This is a genomic window from Planctomycetota bacterium (assembly GCA_039182125.1).
Classification (GTDB): domain Bacteria; phylum Planctomycetota; class Phycisphaerae; order Tepidisphaerales; family Tepidisphaeraceae; genus JBCDCH01.
On the sequence record JBCDCH010000001.1, the window covers coordinates 119,613 to 141,020 of the forward strand.

Annotated in this window: 27 protein-coding genes; 18 read left to right on the forward strand and 9 right to left on the reverse strand. The window is 63.8% G+C overall.

Annotation, left to right across the window (positions count from 1 at the left end; translation table 11 throughout):
• Positions 1-39 precede the first annotated feature (39 nt).
• The 5 genes from AAGD32_00410 to atpG all read left to right on the forward strand — a co-directional run bounded on the left by AAGD32_00410 (position 40) and on the right by atpG (position 3,728).
• Positions 40-951, forward strand: a complete 912-nt coding sequence (locus tag AAGD32_00410; GenBank protein MEM8872694.1) for a SpoIIE family protein phosphatase — start codon at positions 40-42, stop codon at positions 949-951.
• 111 nt (positions 952-1,062) lie between these two features.
• On the forward strand, positions 1,063-1,590 hold the full coding sequence (locus AAGD32_00415; protein ID MEM8872695.1) for a MarR family transcriptional regulator: 528 nt from the start codon (positions 1,063-1,065) through the stop codon (positions 1,588-1,590).
• Positions 1,591-1,665: 75 nt separating this feature from the next.
• Positions 1,666-2,151 carry a DoxX family protein gene (locus AAGD32_00420; GenBank protein MEM8872696.1) on the forward strand — a complete coding sequence of 162 codons (486 nt, stop codon included), beginning with the start codon at positions 1,666-1,668 and terminating at the stop codon, positions 2,149-2,151.
• Positions 2,152-2,194: 43 nt separating this feature from the next.
• On the forward strand, positions 2,195-2,632 hold the full coding sequence (locus AAGD32_00425; protein ID MEM8872697.1) for a nuclear transport factor 2 family protein: 438 nt from the start codon (positions 2,195-2,197) through the stop codon (positions 2,630-2,632).
• A 121-nt stretch (positions 2,633-2,753) separates the two neighbouring features.
• Positions 2,754-3,728 carry an ATP synthase F1 subunit gamma gene (gene atpG / locus AAGD32_00430; GenBank protein MEM8872698.1) on the forward strand — a complete coding sequence of 325 codons (975 nt, stop codon included), beginning with the start codon at positions 2,754-2,756 and terminating at the stop codon, positions 3,726-3,728.
• 78 nt (positions 3,729-3,806) lie between these two features.
• Here atpG and AAGD32_00435 read toward each other — a convergent pair whose 3' ends face one another.
• The 5 genes from AAGD32_00435 to AAGD32_00455 form a co-directional block, all read right to left on the reverse strand.
• A complete protein-coding gene (locus AAGD32_00435; protein ID MEM8872699.1) occupies positions 3,807-4,775 on the reverse strand; it encodes a PDZ domain-containing protein in 969 nt (322 codons plus the stop codon).
• Between the two features lie 36 nt (positions 4,776-4,811).
• On the reverse strand, positions 4,812-5,222 hold the full coding sequence (locus AAGD32_00440; protein MEM8872700.1) for a hypothetical protein: 411 nt from the start codon (positions 5,220-5,222) through the stop codon (positions 4,812-4,814).
• Positions 5,215-5,739: a sigma-70 family RNA polymerase sigma factor gene (locus AAGD32_00445; protein ID MEM8872701.1), complete on the reverse strand. Its 525-nt coding sequence runs from the start codon at positions 5,737-5,739 to the stop codon at positions 5,215-5,217. Before AAGD32_00445 ends, AAGD32_00440 begins: the two co-directional genes overlap by 8 nt.
• Before the next feature lie 58 nt (positions 5,740-5,797).
• Positions 5,798-6,385, reverse strand: coding sequence for a hypothetical protein (locus AAGD32_00450; protein ID MEM8872702.1), 588 nt, complete (start codon positions 6,383-6,385; stop codon positions 5,798-5,800).
• A 63-nt stretch (positions 6,386-6,448) separates the two neighbouring features.
• Positions 6,449-7,093: a hypothetical protein gene (locus AAGD32_00455; GenBank protein MEM8872703.1), complete on the reverse strand. Its 645-nt coding sequence runs from the start codon at positions 7,091-7,093 to the stop codon at positions 6,449-6,451.
• Between the two features lie 79 nt (positions 7,094-7,172).
• Here AAGD32_00455 and ispE point away from each other — a divergent pair, with 79 nt between their 5' ends.
• Entirely contained in the window at positions 7,173-7,937 is a 765-nt protein-coding gene (gene ispE / locus AAGD32_00460) for a 4-(cytidine 5'-diphospho)-2-C-methyl-D-erythritol kinase (GenBank protein MEM8872704.1), read from the forward strand.
• A gap of 65 nt (positions 7,938-8,002) precedes the next feature.
• Here the strand turns inward: ispE and AAGD32_00465 are convergent, their stop codons facing one another.
• A complete protein-coding gene (locus AAGD32_00465) occupies positions 8,003-8,686 on the reverse strand; it encodes a hypothetical protein (GenBank protein ID MEM8872705.1) in 684 nt (227 codons plus the stop codon).
• A 241-nt stretch (positions 8,687-8,927) separates the two neighbouring features.
• Positions 8,928-9,896 carry an alpha/beta hydrolase gene (locus AAGD32_00470; protein ID MEM8872706.1) on the reverse strand — a complete coding sequence of 323 codons (969 nt, stop codon included), beginning with the start codon at positions 9,894-9,896 and terminating at the stop codon, positions 8,928-8,930.
• 338 nt (positions 9,897-10,234) lie between these two features.
• Between AAGD32_00470 and ilvB the strand changes: the two genes are divergently transcribed.
• From ilvB to AAGD32_00490, 4 genes are read left to right on the forward strand one after another with little or no spacing between them, the layout of a single operon-like run.
• The gene (gene ilvB / locus AAGD32_00475) at positions 10,235-11,977 is read left to right on the forward strand and encodes a biosynthetic-type acetolactate synthase large subunit (GenBank protein ID MEM8872707.1); all 1,743 of its coding nucleotides are present in this window, start codon (positions 10,235-10,237) and stop codon (positions 11,975-11,977) included.
• Positions 11,974-12,849: an aminotransferase class IV gene (locus AAGD32_00480; protein MEM8872708.1), complete on the forward strand. Its 876-nt coding sequence runs from the start codon at positions 11,974-11,976 to the stop codon at positions 12,847-12,849. Before ilvB ends, AAGD32_00480 begins: the two co-directional genes overlap by 4 nt.
• A 36-nt stretch (positions 12,850-12,885) precedes the next feature.
• Positions 12,886-13,416: a metal-dependent hydrolase gene (locus tag AAGD32_00485; GenBank protein MEM8872709.1), complete on the forward strand. Its 531-nt coding sequence runs from the start codon at positions 12,886-12,888 to the stop codon at positions 13,414-13,416.
• 38 nt (positions 13,417-13,454) lie between these two features.
• Positions 13,455-14,000: a superoxide dismutase [Ni] gene (locus AAGD32_00490; protein ID MEM8872710.1), complete on the forward strand. Its 546-nt coding sequence runs from the start codon at positions 13,455-13,457 to the stop codon at positions 13,998-14,000.
• Positions 14,001-14,023: 23 nt separating this feature from the next.
• On the opposite strand, the gene AAGD32_00495 is transcribed toward AAGD32_00490, so the two are convergent.
• Positions 14,024-14,821: a hypothetical protein gene (locus tag AAGD32_00495; GenBank protein ID MEM8872711.1), complete on the reverse strand. Its 798-nt coding sequence runs from the start codon at positions 14,819-14,821 to the stop codon at positions 14,024-14,026.
• Positions 14,822-14,875: 54 nt separating this feature from the next.
• Between AAGD32_00495 and AAGD32_00500 the strand changes: the two genes are divergently transcribed.
• The gene (locus AAGD32_00500) at positions 14,876-15,484 is read left to right on the forward strand and encodes a hypothetical protein (GenBank protein MEM8872712.1); all 609 of its coding nucleotides are present in this window, start codon (positions 14,876-14,878) and stop codon (positions 15,482-15,484) included.
• A gap of 24 nt (positions 15,485-15,508) precedes the next feature.
• On the opposite strand, the gene AAGD32_00505 is transcribed toward AAGD32_00500, so the two are convergent.
• Positions 15,509-16,069 carry a fasciclin domain-containing protein gene (locus AAGD32_00505; GenBank protein MEM8872713.1) on the reverse strand — a complete coding sequence of 187 codons (561 nt, stop codon included), beginning with the start codon at positions 16,067-16,069 and terminating at the stop codon, positions 15,509-15,511.
• Between the two features lie 229 nt (positions 16,070-16,298).
• Between AAGD32_00505 and folE the strand changes: the two genes are divergently transcribed.
• The 7 genes from folE to AAGD32_00540 all read left to right on the forward strand — a co-directional run.
• Positions 16,299-16,868: a GTP cyclohydrolase I FolE gene (gene folE / locus AAGD32_00510; protein MEM8872714.1), complete on the forward strand. Its 570-nt coding sequence runs from the start codon at positions 16,299-16,301 to the stop codon at positions 16,866-16,868.
• Positions 16,869-16,904: 36 nt separating this feature from the next.
• A complete protein-coding gene (locus tag AAGD32_00515) occupies positions 16,905-17,567 on the forward strand; it encodes a Fe(2+)-trafficking protein (GenBank protein MEM8872715.1) in 663 nt (220 codons plus the stop codon).
• Positions 17,568-17,570: 3 nt separating this feature from the next.
• Positions 17,571-18,203: a recombination mediator RecR gene (gene recR, locus AAGD32_00520; GenBank protein MEM8872716.1), complete on the forward strand. Its 633-nt coding sequence runs from the start codon at positions 17,571-17,573 to the stop codon at positions 18,201-18,203.
• Positions 18,204-18,347: 144 nt separating this feature from the next.
• On the forward strand, positions 18,348-18,704 hold the full coding sequence (locus AAGD32_00525) for a PilZ domain-containing protein (GenBank protein MEM8872717.1): 357 nt from the start codon (positions 18,348-18,350) through the stop codon (positions 18,702-18,704).
• A 20-nt stretch (positions 18,705-18,724) separates the two neighbouring features.
• Complete coding sequence (locus AAGD32_00530) at positions 18,725-19,687, forward strand: NAD(P)-dependent oxidoreductase (GenBank protein ID MEM8872718.1); 963 nt, start codon at positions 18,725-18,727, stop codon at positions 19,685-19,687.
• A 154-nt stretch (positions 19,688-19,841) separates the two neighbouring features.
• The gene (locus AAGD32_00535) at positions 19,842-20,654 is read left to right on the forward strand and encodes a hypothetical protein (protein MEM8872719.1); all 813 of its coding nucleotides are present in this window, start codon (positions 19,842-19,844) and stop codon (positions 20,652-20,654) included.
• Positions 20,655-20,853: 199 nt separating this feature from the next.
• Positions 20,854-21,408 (forward strand): beta-agarase (locus AAGD32_00540; GenBank protein ID MEM8872720.1); only part of this gene is annotated, 555 nt, incomplete at its 3' end.

Consider the following 21,408-nt stretch of genomic DNA (forward strand, 5'->3'; position numbering starts at 1 on the left):
GCAGGAGAGGTAGGGATTTCACCATCGGGGCCGTCACGGATGTCAGCAACCGCACCTTCCACTTCCACCCAAACGCCGAAACCGGCAGACCTCGACCCGGCGCATCTGGAAGCCCAGCTCGAAGAGGTTCAATCCCTCGTCGACGCATTGCAGGGCGAAATCGAGTTGCTCCGTCGGCGTGATGAACAGATTCAATTCCAGATCGGGCAGATGGACGAGGAGATGCGGCTGGCGGCGAAGCTGCAACGCGACTTCTTGCCCAAGAAGCTTCCGCAAGTCGACTGCGTGAGCTCCCATGTGCTCTTCCGGCCGGCCGGGTATGTCAGCGGCGACTTCTACGACGCCATGCGGCTCGATGAACACCACATCGGGCTCTACCTCGCCGACGCCGTCGGTCACGGCACCCCCGCCGCCCTGCTGACGATGTTCATGAAGAACGCCCTGCTCACCAAGCGCATTCAGGGCAAGCACTACGAACTGGTGCCGACGAGCGAAACGATGTGCCGGCTCAACGACACGCTCATTGAGCAAAATCTCACGCTCTCGTGCTTTGCGACGGCGGTGTTCGGTCGGCTCGACTGTCGAACACTGGAGTTCGTTTTCTCGCGCGGCGGGCACCCCTTCCCGATTCGCATCTCCGCAGACGGTGACATCCAGCACTTGGAGTCCGACGGCGGCCTGCTCGGCATCATGCCCGAGGAGACCTTCCCCGAGGCCCGCATCCAACTCGAGCCCGGCGACCGGTTGATCCTCTATTCTGACGGCGTCGAAGTCGCCTTCGCCGACGACGGCATCGGCGACATGCGGCACTGGTACAAGTTTATCGAAGAACAACGCTACCGCTCCGCCGAGCAGATCCTGGAAGCGGTCGACGCGAAGCTCGCCCAAACCACCGGGAGCCTCGCCGCCAAGGACGACCTGACGGTACTGGCGATCGAAGTGGCAGGTTAAAGAACGGTCGAAAGCATGGTGACGAACGGCATTCAACATGATGTTTGCGGGGTTGGAAGAAAAATCAAAATACATGTTGACACAGACAAAGTGCCAACGTATGATTGGCCCATGCCAACTGCGGCTCCCAAATCGAAGCGCCCCCGCGGTCTTGCCGACGAGATCGGCAAAGTTCACGACTTCGAGCAGGTCGAACACGAGGCATATCTCGATCTGATCCGCACGCACGACATCCTCGCGGCGGGTCATGCCGAGAAGTTCGCACGGCACGGACTGAGCAGTCCGCTGTTCAACATCCTGAGCATTCTCCGCGGCCATGAACGCCGGGAAGGACCGGGGCACGAAGGTGTGCCGGTTTACACCGTCGGCCGGGAGATGCTCACCCGCGAGCCTGACATCAGCCGGTTGGCGGACCGGCTCGAAAAGCTAGGCCTGGTCAGCCGACATCGGTGCAGCGAGGATCGGCGGGTGGTCCGCCTTCGGCTGACCGATGAGGGCCGACGGGTCCAGGAAGAGGCGGCGCGCGAGTCGATGGACCTGATCCGTCGGCAGTTCGAACACCTCGGCCAAACCAAGAGCCGACAACTTAGCCGCCTGTTGTGCGAGCTGCGCAACCCGCCGGCCGCCGACGTTGATTAGCCCCATTGTTCCGCCTCCGCGTTTCTCTTCCGCGTCCCGATATACGTTTCAACACATTATGTTAGGAGTCACATCATGTTCGCAACACCCACGCTTTCTCCCACCGTCCGGGCCGCCGGGCTCGATGCCGGCTTGCTGGTGATCCGCCTCGCGCTGGGCATCGTCTTCTTCTACCACGGCGGCCAGAAGCTCTTGGGCCTGTTCGGCGGCGGCGGGCTGGCCGGGACCGCCGCGTTCTTCGAGAACGTGGGCATCCCCTTCCCGCAGGCCAACGCCGTGATGGCCGCATCGGCCGAGTTCTTCGGAGCGATCGCCCTTTTAGCCGGCGTGGCGACTCGCTTCGCCGGACTGACCCTCGCCGGCGTGATGGCCGTGGCGATCATCACCGTCAAGTGGGGCACCTTCGCCAACACTGCCGGCGGCATGGAGTACCCGCTCACCCTCGGCCTCATCGCCATCGCCCTGCTGCTCACCGGCCCGGGGCGGCTGACGCTGCCGAGCCTCATCACCGCCATCCGCGGGCACCGGACTCAACCCGCAGCCGCGCCCGCAACCGCCTGACGTTCACATCTATTTCCTCACCTCATTCCCAAAGGAGCATCCCATGTCCTTCTTCAACACCCTCCGTCGCAGCCTCGTCGCCGAACCCTCGAGCGCGGCCACCGGCACGTCACTGCAGGCTCGCGTCGATGACCTGCTCGAGCACATCCGCACCGGCCGCATCCTCGACGCGATGAGCGAGTTCTACGACGACGACACGGTCATGACCGAGCCGAACTATGGCGACACGGCCGGCCTGGCGGCCAACATCGAACGCGAGAAGGCGTTCCTCAGTCAGGTCAAGCAGTTCAAAGGCTTCGAGACACCGGCCGTCGCGGTCCACGAAACCGCCCCAGGCACCGGCGTGGCCCTCATCGAGAACGCCCTGGAGTTCATCAACACCGACGACCAGGACGTCCGCATGGAGCAAGTCAGCGTTCAACGCTGGCGCGACGGCAAGATCGTCCACGAGCGGTTCTACTACGACCGCGGCGGCAACTGAACAATACGTCCCATCGCCCACCGCCCCCGCCAGGCCCCTCCGCCCGGCGAGGGCGGTGTGTTAGGACAAGCGTTCTGGTCGAAACTTCCCTCCGTAACCCGCCCCGCTATGATCCCGCCCCATGGCCAAAGCACGTGCGATTCTCAAACGCCGCAAGGCGGTCTCGAACATCAAGAAGATCACCAAGACGATGCAGATGATCGCGACGGCGAAGTTCCAGAAGTCGCTCAAGCGGGCGACCGGAACCAAGCCGTACACGATGAAGGTGCGTGAGCTGGTCGGCGAACTCGCGGCCTCGGTCGGCAACGTCGAACACCCGTTGCTCCGCAAGGTCACCGACGAGAACCGCACCAACAAGATCGCGCTCGTGGTCATCACCGCCAACCGTGGCCTCGCCGGGGCGTACAACGGCAACGTGCTCAAGGTCGCCAAGAACTTCCGCGACGCTCAGGTCAACGCCGGCAAGGACGTGGAGCTCTACGTCAACGGCAAGAAGGGCGTGAGCTTCTTCCGGTTCCAGGGGGTCGAGCCGACGCGGATTCTGGATGTGTCCGACGAGCCGCGCAGCACCGAGGTGCAGGGCATCGCCGAGGACGCGATGGCCCAGTTCATCGACGGCAAGGTCGACGGCGTGTTCGTGGCGTACATGAACTTCATCAGCACCGGCAACCAGCAGGCGGAAGTCACCCCCCTGCTGCCGCTGGCCGGGGCCGACGAGATCGTCGAGGAACTCGCCCAGCAGGCCGCCGAGCGCGACGCGCAGCTCGAAGCCGGCGTGATGGACACCGCCCGCAGCGGCACCGACGTCACCACGACCAAGGAACTCACCACCGAAACCGAGTACGACTTCAGCCCGGATCCGAAGTCGCTGCTCGACGTGCTGCTGCCGTTGACGGTGAAGTCGGCGTTGTTCCAGACGTTCCTCGACGCGACGACTTCGGAGCACGTGGCCCGCATGGTCGCCATGAAGGCCGCCACCGACAACGCGGACAAGATGGGTAAGGAACTCCAGCTCAAGTACAACCGCGCCCGCCAGTCGCAGATCACCACCGAACTGTCGGAGATCATGGGCGGCGTCGAGGCGATGAAGAGCTGACCCCAAGAAAATCGGCGAAGCGAACCGATGGATGGCTCGCCCCGCCGATGGGGTGGGGTCTGATGTCACCAAAAACGTCTAGCAGCGAAAGTAGCCTGGGTACTCCACTTGGATGCGTGTCTGCGCGCCGGGCTTCTCGTCTTCGAACTCCGGTAGCATGTCGAGCAGGTACTCGAGGCGATCGAGTTGCTCGTCGGTGAGTTCTTCACGCTGCTCTTCCGTTTCGACCGGCCCGTCAAAGACGACCTCGCCGTCTTCGACAAGTTTGAAACGAAGGCCGTCCTCGTCACGGGTGACCGTTGCGGCCGAACCGTCGGCGGCGCTGTCGGAGATGACCACCTTGCCATCGGTGGGGAGCTTGGCCACGCCGGGGAAGAAAAACTCGTTCTCCATCTCAAGGAACTGTCCGTTACGTTCCAGCAGGAACGGGTGCCGCTCGCCGAGTTCGTCGCGCAGGACCTCGAGGTCAATCGCCATCTCCGCAAGCTCGGCCCGCTGCTGCTCAAGAATCTCCGGGGCCCAGCGTGCCTCGCCGGGTAGGACCCGGAAGATCATCGACGGGCGGATCTCCTGCTCGCCGAGTTCGACCTCGATGGTCCGCTCTTCGGCCCTACGGATGAGCGTGAGTTCGACCGTGTCGCCCGGCTCGTTCATGCGGATCAGCGCGGTGAGCTGTTCGGTGTTGACCAGGAGCTGGTCGTTGAATTTCACGAGCACGTCGTTGGCCTCGAGGCCGGCTTCGGCCGCGGGGCTGTCCTCGACGACCAGCTCGACCAACAGCCCGAGTCCTTCGTCCAGGCCGAGCTGCGACGCCAGCGCGGGGCTGACCTGCTCAGTGCCGATGCCGACGAACGCGACGATCCGCGACTCGCCGCCTAAGTCACGCTCGCCATTGACCACGACGCGGATCTGCCCCTCACCTTCCTCAAGGATCACGGTGTCCAACTCATCTTCCACGATGATCTCTGCCGGACCGTCGGCCAGTGCAAGGGGGACAAAGCCAAAAGCACAAACGGGCAAAACAAGTTTTTTCAACCATGCGTTCATCGGAAATCTCCTTCAACTTGGGTTTGTTGGGTTGCGTCAATCGACGCGGTAATCGGTGAGATACAAGTCGGCCGTAGGGACGGCGATGGCGATGCGGGTTCGACCGTCGACGGTCACGAACTCCGTCCGCCGGATGCCGGTGTTGCGGACCAACTGCATGGGCTCCTGGTCCACGTAGACCAGACCGGACTGATCATCGATCGGGATGAACTGACTGGCCACGGGGACAAACGCCGGAGGTTGGGCCGCGAGTGCCGGTTGAGGCGACGGTGTCGACCGGGAACCGAGCAGCCCCAGCGTCGCCGTCACGGCCAAGGACGCCGCAACCGCCACACGCCAACCCGACGGCCCGCTACGCCGCGCGGGTAGCTGCACGGCAACGGGCCGGTGACCGTCGAGCGTGGCGTGGAAATGCGCGGCCAGCCGTGTGTCCAGTTCGTCAATCATCGCCCAACATCTCCTTCAACTGCTTCCGCCCCCGGCTCAGCCGCATGTCAACCGCCGCCGGTGAACAGTCCAGCACCACGGCGATGTCGGCGCTACTCGCGCCTTCGTAGTACCGCATCGTCACCGCGAGCCGGGTCGGCTCGTCGAGCCGCGCCAGTGCCTCGGCGACCTCCGTGTCGGGCGATGTCTCCACCGGCGGCTCGCTCACCAGCCGCATCGTCGGTCGGCGTCGGCGGTGCACGTCATGGGCTGCGTTACGGACCGTCCGCAAAAGCCAGCCCCGAAACGCAGCGGGCGCTTCCAAGTTCGGCAGCGCCCGCCATGCTTTGAGCAGTGCGTCCTGCACCGCGTCGGCCGCGAGGTCGGCATCGCCGAGGACCGCGTACGCCACGGACAATGCCGCGCGTTCGTTGCGGTCGGCGAGTTGACCGAATGCGACCGTGTCGCCGTCGGCCGCCTTGCGGACCAGGACCGGGTCGGCCGCTGCGTCATGGATGGTGTGGCTCTGCCGCAACATACGTTCCGATTCTCGGGTAAGACGCACGCCGCGGGGAAGACCTAACACGCAAAAACAATCATCCCGCGATCACCTGCGTCTCGATCACCTTGCAGGTCGTGTAGGCGAAAACCGCGGAGATGATGATCCCGCCGAAGCCCCACCCCAGCACCAACGCCAACAACGGCACCGCCATCCCCACGCCCACAGCCGCCGCGAATGACCCGCTGAACCCGTAGGTCAGCCCGATCAGCGAACCGGCCACGGCATAGAACAACGCCCCAAACCCAATCAGGATCACGAACATCAACGCGACCTCGCCGCCGCTCGGCTCCGCACCGGCCAACAGCGAGTAGCTCGTCATCGACGCACACGTCCCGGCAACCAAGCCCATCAGCACACCCCAGATCACCCCGCAAACTGCCCCGGTGATCGCGCAGTACACCGGCAACGGCAACCGGTCATCGGGGGCGTTGTTTGCCTCGCGGCGGCTGCGGACCCGCTCGGCCTGCACCGCCGCCGCCCCGCCCATTGCCCCGGTCGGCGTGGCCTGCAAGTGTGCCGTGTTCACCCGCTCGCCACATCCGGGGCACTTCAAGCGCTTGCCCAGATGTTCGTCCTTGAACTTGAGCTTCGTGTCGCAGGCCGGGCAGCGGATGGATTGCATCGGCTCATCCTCGCGATCCGCGACGGACGCGCCCACTACATTCGGCCGCGACATTCATAACCGTCACTCGGCGAGCTGGTCGATCACCGGCAGCACGATCATCGCGAAGATCACAATGTCGACGATGCCGAAGAACCCGCCGGTGATGATCGCGAACGGCGCGATGATCAACAGCGAGACAGCCCCGACGAACGTGTTGCCGGTGAAGCCGATCAGGAAACCCGAGAGTATGCCGCCGAACCCGAACACCGCCCCGCGCAATAGCACGTAGTACAGGATGCCACCGGCAACGCTTTGCTTACCGATGCCTTCGTCTTCGAGCGCCTGAATCTCGGCCTCGGTCAGACCTTCGGTGTATTCGTCGAAGCTGGCGTTATACGCCTCGGCGCCGGCGGAGAACATCAGTCCGTCAAGGAAGCCCCACGTCGCCCCGACGATAAACCCGGCGATCAGGCCGACGAGCATCGTCTTGACGAAGATCGGCATCTTCTTGTCTTCGAACTTCAGTTCCGCTTTGCGTGTAAGCGGCCGGCCCGACGCGCTCACCCCCGCAGCGCCCGCGGTTCCCGGCATGCTCATCGCGCTGCCGGGCACCGGCCCTTGGGCGAGGACTTTCTCGCCGCACGCCGGGCACTTGAGCCGCTTGCCCACGTGTTCGGGTTTGAACTTGAGTTTTTGCCCGCACCCCGGGCAGTTGGTCGACAACATGACTGGCCCCTTCGCCAAACGCGGAATCGCCCACGCATGGTGGCAACGTTCCCTGCTTCAAGCAAGGATGCTCGGCTTCATGCGCAGACCCGCCCCCGCGAAACTCAACATCGACCTGCACGTCGGCCCGCTCGGCGACGACGGGTTTCACCCCATCCGCTCGCATTTCGTGACGGTGGACCTCGCCGACAACGTGAGCATCGAGCCGGGCGGGGATCATCGGATCAACTTCGCCACCGACGCCGCAGAGGTCGCCGACGACAACCTCTGCGTCCGTGCGGCCGAGGCGTTCGACGACGCGTTCGGCTTGCCGCATGACGCGGTCACGATCACGTTGGAGAAGCGCATCCCCATCGGCGGGGGCCTAGGCGGCGGCTCGTCCGACGCGGCGACCACGCTGCTCATCCTCGCGGAAATGGCCGGGATCGAACGCGACAGGCTCATGTCGATCGCGGCGGCGCTCGGAAGCGACGTGCCGTTCTTCGTGAGCGGCGAGCCGTCGGCGATCTGTACGGGCCGCGGTGACATCGTCGAGCCGACCGCCCCACCGACCGAGCCGTACGCCGTGTTGTTCATGCCCGGCATCCACGTCTCGACACCGACCGTGTTCCGCCGCTTCGACGAAGTCGCCGGTGAGATGCCGAACATGCTGCAACGCGCCGCGTTCGACCTGCACCCGGAGCTGGCCGACCTTCACGAAGTGCTGGAGCGGGGCTTCAATCGCGAGGTCCGCATGACCGGCAGCGGCTCCACGCTGTTCACGCTTTGCGATGATCCTGAACTGGCCGGCCACATTGTCGACGCCGCACCGTGCGAAGCAGTGGCGGCGAGGATTTGCGTATGAGCCCACAACCCGCAACAGCACACCGCAGTTGCGGGTGTGAACGTGAGTTGCTGCCCGCCCCGCGTTTAATGCGTCCGACGGCGCATCAGCATGGCAAGCATGCCGAAACCGACGACAAGACCGGCGGGCTCGGGAATCGCGGTCCCCTGCAAAAGCAGACTGTCGAATGCCAGATCTTCATCGCCCGTGTCGAGATCTTCGAACGTGGCGGTGATGTCCAGCGTTGATCCGTTGGCAATCAATGCTGAGAACTGGGTGAAGGTGGGGGTGATCTCCGCCCCGTCGCCCGTGGTATCGAAATCGGTATCGACGCGCGGAAGTTCGTTGGTGGCGTTGCCGTCCGTGCCGATCTCGGATTCGATGGCGAAGATGTCGTTGAACCCACCGCCATCAATCTGCACGGCGATACGGAAGGACGAAGTGGTGTCCCAGTCTTCGTTGCCGTCGGTTGAATCATCCTCGGCCACGAACCACGACAGACTGAGCAACTCGAAATTGGAGATATCGATCCCAACCCAGTTGAGTTCGATGAGATCCACATCGCCGCTGCCAGCGGAGTCGGTGTCCTGTACGCCGTAGAAACCCGAACCCTGGAAGTTCGAGTAAACCGCGTCGGCGGGCAGTGCCGGCGTGGACGGGTCGAACCGACCGAAGTAATCGCCCGCCGCCGTATCCGTCAAATCGTCCGGCAAGCTGGGCGTGTAAGTAACCGTGCTGGCATCGCCAAGCCGAGCGCGGTCAACGCGCAAGTGATTCCTAGTCCTCGCATCGCAGTTTCCTCCACTGCCTGTGATCGGGGTTCCCTCGTGCGACGATGCGTGAGACGTTCTCAGCGCACTCGCCGACTATCCCGGAAGATAACCGCACGGCAGCCGGATTAGAAGCAAATTTTTGTTTTTGCCCCCCTTCGGTCTTGCTTGGGCGGGTCGTTTGTGGGGGCCGGCAAGCCAGCGGGTACTCGCAAGCTCATGATGTGTAATCGATCACGTGTCAGAACTTGATCCGCGAAAGAAAATCACGGGCACGCGCGATGATAAACGGTGCCTCTTCTTCGAGCGGGAAGTGTCCCGTGTCGAGTAAATGCACCTCGATGTCGTCGACATCACGCTGATAGCCCTCGGCTCCCTGGACAGGGAAAAAAGCGTCGTTGACGCCCCACGTGACCAGCACCGGCGGCTGCTGCTCACGCAAGTACGCCTGCCATTCCGGATAAAGCTTGACGTTGTTCTGGTAGTCGTAAAACAGCGCAAGCTGTACGTCATGCTGGCCGGGCCGAGATAGCTTGAGGTAGTCAAGATTCCAGTTGTCGGGGAGGATGCCGTCGGGATTGCGGGTTCCGTGGGTGTACTGCCATTTGAGACCCTCAAGGCCGAACACATTCCGGGTGATGGTCTCTTCGAGCTCCGGCGTCTTGCCCTTCCAGTAATCCAAGACCGGGCCCCAGCCTTCAACACCGATGCCTTCTTCGTACGCGTTGCCGTTCATGACGATCAGGCCGGCGACGCGGTCAGGATGCCGGGTAGCGATGCGGAATCCGATCGGAGCGCCATAGTCGTGAATGCCCAGCACGTAGCGGTCGATGCCGCGCTGCTCCAGAAAGGCGTTCATCGTGGTGGCCAGGTTGTCGAACGTGTACTCGTACCGATCAGGCGGCGGGAAGCTGCTGTCGCCAAACCCCGGGTAGTCCGGCGCGATAACGTGATAGTCGTCACCAAGCCCGGCTAGTAGTTCGCGATACTGATGCGACGAGGAGGGGAAGCCGTGCAACAGAACCACGGTCGGCCGGTTCGGATCGCCGGCTTCGCGGTAAAAAATCTCCAGCCCATCGACCACCTCCGTGCCGTAGCGCACCGCGGACATCGACGCGGGCTGGGTCGCCGGCCGTGTGACGGGAGCTTCCCCTGCCGGAGTGACCACGGCGACGAACAACGGGGCCAAAACGATCGCGGCAATCAGCACCGGTCGAAATCGAAAGCAGGCGTGTCGAAGGGACATGGGCAACTCCTGTTTGCGGTCAACGAAACCTGTCATGAGGATTACAGTCACGCCGGCACCACACCGCCATAGGCCATTTGGCGCAGGATGATGTAGAAGTTGGGCGAACGCCTTGACATGATCGTGAACGCATTGCTAGCCTCTCGACGTGCCACAGGCTTTTTCCATTGCCGCCGTAGTCGTAGTGACCGTGATCTGATCACGGCGACTGTCGAGGCACACACCCACCAGCCGATTTCTTGACAGACGCCGACGAGGTTTTCGTCAGGCGTCTTTTCCGCACACCTCAACCCGCCCAAGCCATGACCACCACCGCCACCGAACCCGCCAAGACCACCGACGGTTCGCCCAAGTACAAGGGCAAGACCGGCGCGAAGATCCTCCACGAGATGCTCGTGCGGGATCACAAGGTGGACACGATGTTCGGCTACCCCGGCGGCGCGATCCTGCCGGTTTTCGACGAGCTGTACAAGACGCCGGCCAAGTTCATCCTCAACCGCCACGAGCAGGCCAGCGGTCACGCCGCCGACGGCTACGCACGTGTCACCGGCAAGCCGGGCATCTGCATCGTGACCTCCGGCCCAGGCGCGACCAACACCGTCACCCCGCTGGCAACCGCGCAGATGGACTCGATCCCGATGATCGTCTTCTCCGGCCAGGTCGGCACCAAGGCGATCGGCAACGATGCGTTCCAAGAGGCCGACGTTACCGGCATCACGCGGCCCTGCACGAAGTGGAACTACTTGGTCAAGGACATCGCCGAGTTGCCGCGGGTCGTCAACGAAGCATTCCTGATCGCGACGTCCGGCCGGCCGGGGCCGGTGCTCGTGGACCTGCCCAAGGACATCACCGCCGGAACGCTGGATCGCGAGGTCGACGACACGCCGCGGAACCACATCCTCTCGCGTAAGTTCCAGAACTTCGCCGGCGGCAGCCCCGAGCAGCTCGAAGCCGCGGCGGAGCTGATCAACAAGGCCGAACGTCCCGTCCTCTACGTCGGTGGCGGCGCGATCATCGCCGACGCCTGGAAGGAACTCCGCAAGGTCTCCGACAAAGCCAACATCCCCTGCACCACCACCCTGCTGGGCATGGGTGCCTACGACGAGCACGATCCCAAGTCGCTCTACATGCTCGGCATGCACGGCAGCGCGTTCGCCAACTACGCCGTGCAGGAATCCGACTGCCTCATCGCCGTCGGTGCCCGCTTCGACGACCGCGTCACCGGCAACCTCGCGACCTTCGCCCCCCACGCCAAGATCATCCACATCGACATCGACCCCTCCTCGATCAGCAAGGTCGTCGACGTCGACGTCGCGGTCGAAGGTGACGCCCGGCTCTCGCTCGAAAGCCTGCTGCCGTTGCTCGAGCACCGCGATCGCAAGGACTGGTTCGCCAAGATTGACGCCTGGAAAGAGCGGTACCCGTTCAGCTACCTGGACGACAGCCAGCACGCCAAGCCGCAGTACGTCATCGAGGAGCTGCACAAGCAGACCAACGGCGAGGCGGTCATCACCACCGGCGTCGGGCAGCACCAGATGTGGGCCGCCCAGTTCTACCGCTGGCGCTACCCGCGTCAGTTCGTCTCCTCCGGCGGGCTCGGCACGATGGGCTACGGCCTGCCATCGGCGCTCGGTGCCGCGCTGGGCGCCCCCGGCAAAATCGTCGTCGACATCGACGGCGACGCGTCGTACCTCATGACCTGTTACGAGCTGGCCACCCTCGCCGAGTACAACATCCCGGCCAAGGTGATGATCCTCAACAACGACTTCCAGGGCATGGTCAAGCAGTGGCAGGACCTGTTCTACGGCAAGCGTTACTCGCAGACGGTCATGAAGAATCCCGACTTCGCCGCGATGGCCGAAAGCTACGGCGTCAAGGGCATCAAGGTCCGCGACAAGAAGGACGTGGCAAAGGGCGTCGAAGACATGCTCGCCCACGACGGCCCAGTCGTCGCCGACTTCTTCGTCGAGCCCGAGGAACACGTCTATCCGATGGTGCCCAGCGGTAAGGGCCTGCACGAGATGGAGCTCGGCACGCTGGCGTGACCACGCCGCTCGTCAGCATTGACTTGCGCCGCGTCTCACCCGAGAACGCTCACGTTCCGATCATGGACCGTGGCTTTCTTTACGGCGACAGCGTCTACGAAGTGGCCCGTACCTTCGACGGTTCCGGGCCGTTTCTGTGGCAAGAACACCTTGCCCGTTTGCGCAGGTCGGCCGACCGTCTGCGTTTGCCCGTCCCGTTCCGCGACGACCAAATCACCGATCACGTCCGGGAGTTGCTCGACACGTTCGGCAACGCCGACGCATACCTCCGGCTGATCTTGACACGCGGCAGCGACGAGCATTTCGGCCTGACCATGTCCGAAACGCCGGAACCACGGACGGTGTTGGTCGTGTCCCCGCTTCCTTCGTTTCCGTCGCACTTGTACACCCACGGCGTGCGTGTCGCCGTGGTGCGTCGCAAACGCAACGCCGTTGACGCGCTGGATCCGGCGATCAAGTCCGGCAACTACCTCAACAACATCCTCGCCCTCGCCGAAGCCCGTGACACCGGTGCCGACGACGCACTGCTGCTCAACGCCGCCGGTCAGCTCACCGAAGCAACCACGTCCAACGTGTTCATCGTCGAAAGGTCCACCGTTTCGACGCCCGACCTGAGATGCGGACTGCTCGGCGGAATCACGCGGCGGTTCCTGCTAGATGTCCTCGCCGACACCGGCCGACCGGCCGAGGAGTGCATCATCTCCGAGCAAAGATTGCAGCAGGCGGACGAGGTGTTCCTGACCAGCACGCTCAAGGGCATTGTCCCGGTCACCCGGCTGGACGGCAAACCTGTCGGTACCGGCCAACCCGGTCGCGTCACCACGGAGATGGCCGCGCTCTACGACAACGCGCGTCGCCGGCACCTGCGCTGAAACTTCTGCGAGTGCCGTTGGTGCTTGTTCGTGGCCATGCACATTCCGACGCACATGCTCGCGGGTTGGGTGGTCGGCAACGCCTTCGGGCTCGGCAAGCGTGAGCGGTCGCTGGCCATCCTCGCCGGCATGCTTCACGACGTCGACGGGCTCGGGATCATCGTGTCCGAGGAGCTTTACTGGGACTGGCACCACAAACTCGGGCACAACCTGTTCTTCTGCGTCGCGCTTGCCGGGCTGCTCACGATCTTCAGCCGCCAGCGGATGCGTTCGTTCACCGCGTACACGGTGATTGCCGGGTCGCACTTGCTGTTGGACTTCCTCGGCAGCGGACCGAACTGGACGCTCGCGTGGCTCTGGCCGGTGAGCGGGCACGAACTGGAGTTTGCGTACGCCTGGCCGTTTTTCAGTTGGCAGAATCTCGGATCGGCCGGGCTGCTGATCGTGGCGACGGTGTGGACCGCATGGCGTCACGACCGCACGCCGGTGGAGTGGATCACGCCCGACCTCGACCGCCGACTTGTCGCCGGCTTGCGCCGCAGGTCAAAGGCCGGTCGACCAGTTTGACCGTTGTCGACTCCGCGCGAGTCTGGGACAGTCCGTGCATGAAACACGCCATCCTCACCGCTGCCATTGCCGGCACGCTCGTGCTGGTCACGCCACAGATCGCCGACGCGCACTGCCAGGTGCCCTGTGGCATCTACGGTGATGAACTCAAGTTCCAGGAACTTTACCAACACATCGAAACCGTCGAGAAGTCGATGAAACTCATCGGCGAGCTCGCCGGCTCTCACGATGCTCACGATCAACAGCAGCTTGTCCGCTGGGTCACCAACAAGGACGAGCACGCGACGAAGATCCAGCGTGAGGCCGAGTCATACTTCCTCGCCCAACGTATTCAGCTCCCCGGCGACGGTGCCGACGAAGCGGCCATCGACAAGTACAACGCCCAACTCGCCGCCCTTCACGAGATGATCGTTTACGCCATGCGCTGCAAGCAAACGCTCGACCTGGAGAACGTCGAAAAGCTCCGCGCGTCCCTCGACGAACTCAGGGCCCTCTACTTCGACGAGCAGGCGCTCAAACACATCGAGCATCACCGCGACCACCACCACGATCACGATCACGATCACGGAGATCACGAGGGCTGATATCGACGACGATCGCGCTGCGACTAGCGTTCATCGACACTCGGTGTGCCGGATCGCCAAGCCCATTCGGTTTCGCGTATCCACGGGTTCCACCAACCCGTCGGCGGAACTCCCCACAGTTGCCAGCCCAGTAGCAGGTCGCAGAGCGGTTCGATCGTCTCGACGCTCGGCGAGCCCACCGCCGCATCCATTTTGTCACGCAAACCGGCCGGTTTGTCGGGCGCACGGTCGACCATCCGCATCAGCCACTTGTGATACGGGAACAGCATCCGGTTGTGCGCCAGCACGAGTCGGCCGGCGAAGAGCACCACCCGCTGTGCGCACCAAAGCATGAGGTACGCATCGTCTCTCTTGCGTGCTTCGCCGGCATACCACTTCATGCCTTCGAGGTGACACGCGAGGGTCACGAGTTTTTCCGCATGCCCGTCCTCGGGATACGTCGCGACGGCGCGTAGCAGATCGTCGATCGGCTCGTTGAGCCGAGACCAGTGAACACGGGCATCGACGTATGAGTTTCGGAACGGCTCCGATCCGTTCACGGCCGCCTCTTCGAGCAGTCGGCGTGAGACCAGCTTCAAATCGAAGTAGCCGCCGGGGTAGTCGCAATGGCTTTTCGCGGGCTTGTAAACCAAATCGTCGGCGGCGATCGCCCGATCGAACGCGTCGTCGGTGATGAGCAGATGCCCGTCGATATCGCTCGCTTCAGTTCCCCAACCGCGAACCAACGAGCCGCCGAGGATCAGGCATAGTGCGTCGGGTTTGTCGTCTAGTTCGGGGACGATCGAAGCCAGCGCTGCTTCGTGATGGGGCCAGAGTTGCACGGCGGGAGTGTAACAGGGTTGGTGTGATCGCCGGCTCATGGCATGATCGGTCGCGTGGCGGACACGTCGGAAAAACGACAACTCGAGTCGGCGTTCTACGACGCGGTGCGGCGGATGCTCGGCCATGAGCCGACACGCCCCGAACTTACAACGACCGATGCCCCGAAGCCCAAACGAGGGATCGCGTTCAGCGCGCCGTTGGTAACCGCGATGCTCGAAGGGCGCAAGAACCAAACCCGCCGCCCGGTGAGCCTGCGTGTGAAAGACCCACACCCGGTCGGCTGCCCGATCGCACGAGCGGGGGAATGGCTCACGGTGCGCGAGCCTTGGCGTGCGACCGACGACGGCTTTGAGTACGCGGCGGACTTCCCGGGACAGCGTGGTTTCAAGGCCGGCCGGTACATGCCGCGCGACGCAACACGGTTGCTGTTACACGTCACCGCCGTCGAGGTGCAACGGGCCCACGAGATTTCCAACGAGGACGCCCGCATGGAGGGCGCGCCGGCCGACCTCGACATCGAGCCACGCCAGTGGTTCGCCGATGTGTGGGGCAACTTTTACGACGGCCCGATGGGCTGGGACGCGAACCCGTGGTTGTGGGTGATCCGCTTCGAGTTGGCGCAGAAAGACGGCGTGCCCGTCACACAAACAGGCACGCCGTAAAAATGGGGGATCGTTGCAAAACCCTTACGGGAGCAGCACGCCATCAATGACGTGGATGATGCCGTTGGAGGCCTTCACGTCGGTCTTGATGACCTCAATGTCGCCGTTGAGCATGACCTTGCCGTCGACGACGGAGATGGCCACGGAACCGCCGTTGGCGGTCTCAACTGACTGACCGTCGAGCGTGATGACGGTCTCAGCGGCAACGGCCTGACCAGCTACGACGTGGTAAAGGAGCACATTCTTGAGGGCTTCCTTGTCGGCGAGCAGGCCGTCGAGGGCACCCTCGGGCAGCGCGGCGAAGGCTTCATCCTTGGGGGCGAAGACGGTGAACGGACCGTCGCCCTGAAGGGTCTCGACCAGGCCGGCCTCGGTGAGGGCGGTGGCGAGCGTGTTGAACTTGCCGGCACCGATGGCGGTGGCGACGATGTCCTTCTGCTTTTCGCCGTAGTCACCGGCCGCGACGTACGTGTCGGCCTTCTTCGAGCTCGTGCACGAGCCGCAGTCGCCGGCGAAAGTCGAGGTGGCGGCAAAGCCGGTCAGGGCAACGGCGGCCGCAGCGGCGGCGATGGTGGCAATCTTCATGGGGATATCTCCGTGGTGTGGGTCGAATACTTTCTCGCGGGCGACACCCTGTCGTCCGTCGGTGGCTGCTTCGTAGCAAATTCCGGCCCGGTTGCACCAAAATCAATCGAAGTGAAAAAAGACTTTGGGGGTTGTCGAAATCGAAACCCGATCGGCGAGCCAATGATGGGTCGTGCCCGAACCCGATTCGAACCCGCCCACGGACCTCGCCGACGATCGCCCGGCCGCTCTGAGGCCTCTGGACGTCGATTTAGGCCGCATTGAAGCCGCCGTTCGCGAAATTTTGTTCGCCATCGGCGAGGACCCGGACCGGGAGGGGCTTCTCCGCACGCCCCACCGGGTGGCCAAGGCGTACGCCGAACTTTTCGCCGGGCTGGGCGAAAAACCGCGTATCCATCTCAAGACCGTCTTCGACGAGAACTACGACGAAATTGTCCTACTCCGCGACATTCCGTTCCACAGCATGTGCGAACACCACCTGCTGCCGTTCACCGGCAAAGCCCATGTCGCATATCTGCCCAAGGGAAAAGTCGTCGGGCTGAGCAAACTCGCACGGCTCGTCGAGGGTTACGCCCGCCGGCCCCAGGTGCAAGAACGGCTCACCATGCAGATCGCCGACGCGTTGATGGAAGAGCTCGACGCCAAGGGAGCCGCGGTCGTGATCGACGCGTCTCACACCTGCATGACCATGCGTGGTATCAAGAAGCCCGGTGCCACGATGACCACCAGCGCCATGCGCGGCCTGTTCAAGTCCGACCCGCGCACCCGGACCGAAGCCATGGCGCTGATCAAAGGCTGACCGCACCGCAACGACCCACCGGACCTACCCTCGCACATGGACGACACCACCGCCCAACGGATCGCACAGTTTCGCAAGATGGCGACCGACGACCCGGACAACGAGCTGGGCCATTTCTCGCTGGGACGTGCGCTCATGGAAGTTGGCGAACACGCCGAAGCGATCGAGAGCTTCGACCGAGCTCTGTCCATCAACGGGCAGCTCTCCAAGGCGTATCAACTCAAGGCCGAGAGCCTGTTGGCGACCGACCAGAAAGACGCCGCCGTCGCGAGCTTGCAGACCGGTGCGGTGACCGCTGCGGCTCGGGGCGACGTGTTGCCCAAGAAGGCGATGATCGAAAAGCTCGAGGAACTCGGTGCCGACGTGCCCGAGGAAGCCCGGACGAGCAGCGGGCCGCAGGTCGACGTCGGCGAGGGCGAGGTGTTCGACATCCGCACCGGCGAGGTCGGCCGCAAACTCGCCCGCCCGCCCTTCCGCAATCGCTTGGGTGCGATCATCCACGAGCACATCTCGCAAGAGTCGTGGCAGGAATGGATCGGCATGGGAACCAAGGTCATCAACGAACTCCGCTTGCCGCTGAGCGATCCCAAGGCACAGGAAGTTTTCGACCAGCACATGATCGAGTTCCTCAATCTCCAAGACACGCTCGACGCCGACGAGGCGTATCAGGCCGAGCTCGCCGCGAAGAAAGCGAAGTAGCGCATGGCCAGCCACACCTCGGTCATCCAGGACTTGATCGACGAGCTGGCCCGAATGCCCGGCATCGGCGCGCGGTCGGCCGAGCGGATCGCGTTTCACCTGCTCAAGTCACCGGCCGAAGACGCGCTCCGACTCGCGGACGCCATCCGTGACGTGAAGACGCGGGTGAAGCATTGCTCGATCTGCTTCAACCTGACCGAGGACGACCCGTGCCCGATCTGCCGGGACACGCGGCGTGATCAATCCACCGTCTGCGTTGTCGAGCAACCCAAGGATCTGATCTCGTTCGAGGAGACCGGCATCTTCGGCGGCGGATACCACGTCCTGCTCGGCCGCATCAGCCCGCTCGAAGACATCGGCCCCGAGGACCTGACCATCGACGCGCTGCTTGACCGCATCCCCGGCACCGACGACCAATACGGCGACCGACCACCCATCAGCGAGATCATTCTCGCGACCAACCCGACGCTCGAAGGCGACGGAACCGCGCTGCACCTGACCGAGGTGCTGCACGGCCGACACCCGAACGTCAAGGTCACACGCCTTGCCCGGGGCCTCTCCGCAGGCGGCTCGATCGAGTTCGCCAATCGCAACATGCTCGCCGACGCCCTCGCCGGTCGCAGCAGCGTCGACTGACACGCCCCGACTTTGGCAAAGGTCATAAGGACTCGCCCGATCGCCCTGGTTTTGCACCAATGTCGGCGTGGTTCCGCACCGATATGGGTGTAAACCGCCCCCTAGCGATACCCGAATCGACACCCATAGCGACAGAGGAACACAATGATCCAGGTTCAAGAACTGCCCTCGATGGCATGGATGCCCGCCGAGCTTCAGGCGGCTTTCAACGTCTTCGCCGCCGCCGAGACCCCGTCCGACAGCCGCCGCGACAACGCCCGTGAGGCCTACGTCGCCCCGGCGACGTTCGTTATTGGCCGCATCCGCCGCACCGTCTACCTCCGGGATCTCTCGGACAACGCCGCCGGCTTCCTGGCGACCGAGGCATTCGACCCCGACACGCAAGGCACGCTGATCTTCAACGACAAGCGTGGCGTCGAGCGTGAGGTATCGGTCACCGTCGGCCGTTGCCGCAGCGTGGTCAGCCACGTCAACGAAGGCTACTTCTCCTTTGCCAACTAGCACGACACTACCGTGACGGCATGGCCCAGACCGTGCTCGTCGCCGAAGGTTCCGCGCCTGCCCCGCTCGCCTGGCTGGCCGAGCGCTGCCGCGTTCTCGAAGTCCGCAAAGATGATCCCACCTTCGCATCGGCCCTGGCCGAAGCGGACGGGCTCATCGTGCGTTCGTACCTGCCGGTCGACGACGCACTGCTCGACGGCGGGCCGAACCTGAAAGTCGTCGGTCGCGGCGGCGTCGGCATCGAACACATCGACGTGGCCGCGTGCCGCGCGCGTGGCATCGAAGTCGTTTACACCCCCGATGCCAACACCCGCGCCGTCGCCGAACTCGTCGCCGGGCTCATGGTCAAACTCGTCCGGCCCTGGCACGCGTTCACAAGCTTCCCCACCGCCGATCAGTTCACGGCTTACCGCAAGGACGCCGGCGAGCATCTGCACGAACTCACGCTCGGCATCCTCGGCATGGGCCGGGTCGGCCACGCGGTCAGCCGCGTCGCGCACCACGGGTTCGGCATGCGCGTGCTCTACCACGACGTCGCTGACGTGGACGCGCTGATCGATGTGCCGGCGGAGTCGGTCTCGCACGAGCAACTCGTGTCGCGCTGCGACCTGCTCACGGTTCACGTTGACGGCCGCCCGGACAATCGCGGCCTTGTCGCCGAGGAGGAACTCAGCCGAAATGTCCGCTGGCTAATCAATACAAGCAGAGGCATGTGCGTCGATGCCGACGCGGTCCACGCGGCGCTGGCTGACGATCGCCTCGAGGGGGTCGCGCTCGACGTGTACGACCCCGAGCCCCCCGCCGCCGACTCGGCCTACGCGCACATCCTGCGCGACTTCCCCGACCGCGCGATCCTCACCCCGCACATGGCCAGCCGCACGAAAACCGCCGTGCAGAACATGAGCTGGGTCGTCCGGGACGTCTGGCGTGTGCTGAGCGGCGAGCCGCCCGAAGCCCCTGCCCCAACAGCAACTCCCACGTGACGCAAGCGAAATCCTGCTGGATCACGACGTCCCATAACCAAAACCACGCCTGGCTGGCTCGATAGGGGCGTCTATGCCGAATGGCCGGTCGAAATTCGTTTGACATAAACGGACCATGCGCGCGACAATCTCGCGCTCAGCAAGGACACCGACCATGAAGCACGCCACCGCACTGACCACCGCCGCCACCGTTACCCTCGGCGGCATTTTCACCGCTGCCACGTTTGCCGCCCCGACCTACACGAAGGCCGATCGCAGCGTCTTCGTCAGCACCGGTGACTCCACCGATGAGATCGTTGCCGCGACGGATGACTTCAGCACCGTCGATGTCGACGTGTTCGCCGAGTCGGGCACCGGCAGTGCTTCGTTCTCCCACGCCACGACCCTCAACGAAGATTCGATCATCGGCTCGTTCGCCGCGTCGCTCACGTCCTTCGGCGACCCGGAAGTTGAGCCGGTTGCCGACGGCGTGCCCCTGACCACCGGCGGCACCACCGTCCGCATCGAGTTCACCATCGACACCCCCACCGCGTACGACCTGACGCTCTTCGACCAGACCAACTTCGGTTCGAGCACGGCGGATATCCTCGACGGCGGCCGATTCACGAGCTTCGCCCGCCTCAACACCGCCACGGAAACCAAGTTCACCGTCGTCTCCCGCTCGATCGATGACGAGACCGGCATCTCCTACAAGCCCAACGGCGGGTTCGTCGGCGACTTCGACGAGGCATCACAGACCGCCAGCGGCATCCTGCCGCCCGACGATTATCTCTTCCTCTACACGATCGACATCTCCGCCGAAGACGCGGAGTTGGAGTTCGGCCTTGAGCCGCTGATCCTGACGTTCTCGGCCATTGATGACGGCGACGAAACGATCATCCCGCTGCCCGCCAGCGCCTGGGCCGGTCTCGCCACGATCGGCCTCATCGGCGGCCTAGGCTGGAAAAAGCGCCGCCGACTCGCGTAACGATCGCGTCGCTAAGCATCTACAACGGAAGCACGCTCAACCCAGAGCTTAACCGGCGGACGTGGCCTACAGAAGCGTGTCCGGTTGGCCGCCTGTGACACGCGCGAGTGCGCTCATTATCTTGGGACTTCCCTGAACGGGTCGGCGTCTGTGCGCCCGCGATTCAGTTTCCGCGATGTCTTCTTTGGAGATGACTTCGATGCGTTACCTCCTCCTGTCTGTCGTGGCGGTACTTGTCTCGTGGCCGGCGATGGCTGCCAGTCACCCGAGCGGCGTGATTCAACTCGCCAAGTCCGAAAGTCGTTGGTGGCTCGTTGACACCGACGGGCGTCCCTTCTTCGCGCACGGCGTGACGCACCTCGCACACGGCAACCATGCGGAACCGGTCGAGGACATCGCCGAGGCCGTCAAAGCGCTCGGCTTCAACGCGTACGGCTACGGCACCCCGGAAGAACTCAAAGCCGACCTGCCCTACCTCGACAGCCGCAACCACTTCGTGCCGATCTCGCTCTACAGGCAGGGCGACGACAGCCTGCGGTTCGTCGACATTTTCGATCCCGCTGAGCAGAAGCGGATCGAAGGGATCATGCGCGAACTCTGTCTCGCCAACCGCGACAACCCGAACCTCATCGGCTATTGCTGGACGGACCTGCCAATCTGGAAGCTCGACAACCCGACCGGCAAGAACTGGGTCGAGTTCATGCGCGAGCTTCCGCCCGATACGCCAGGCCGGGCGAAGTACGACGCATTCCTC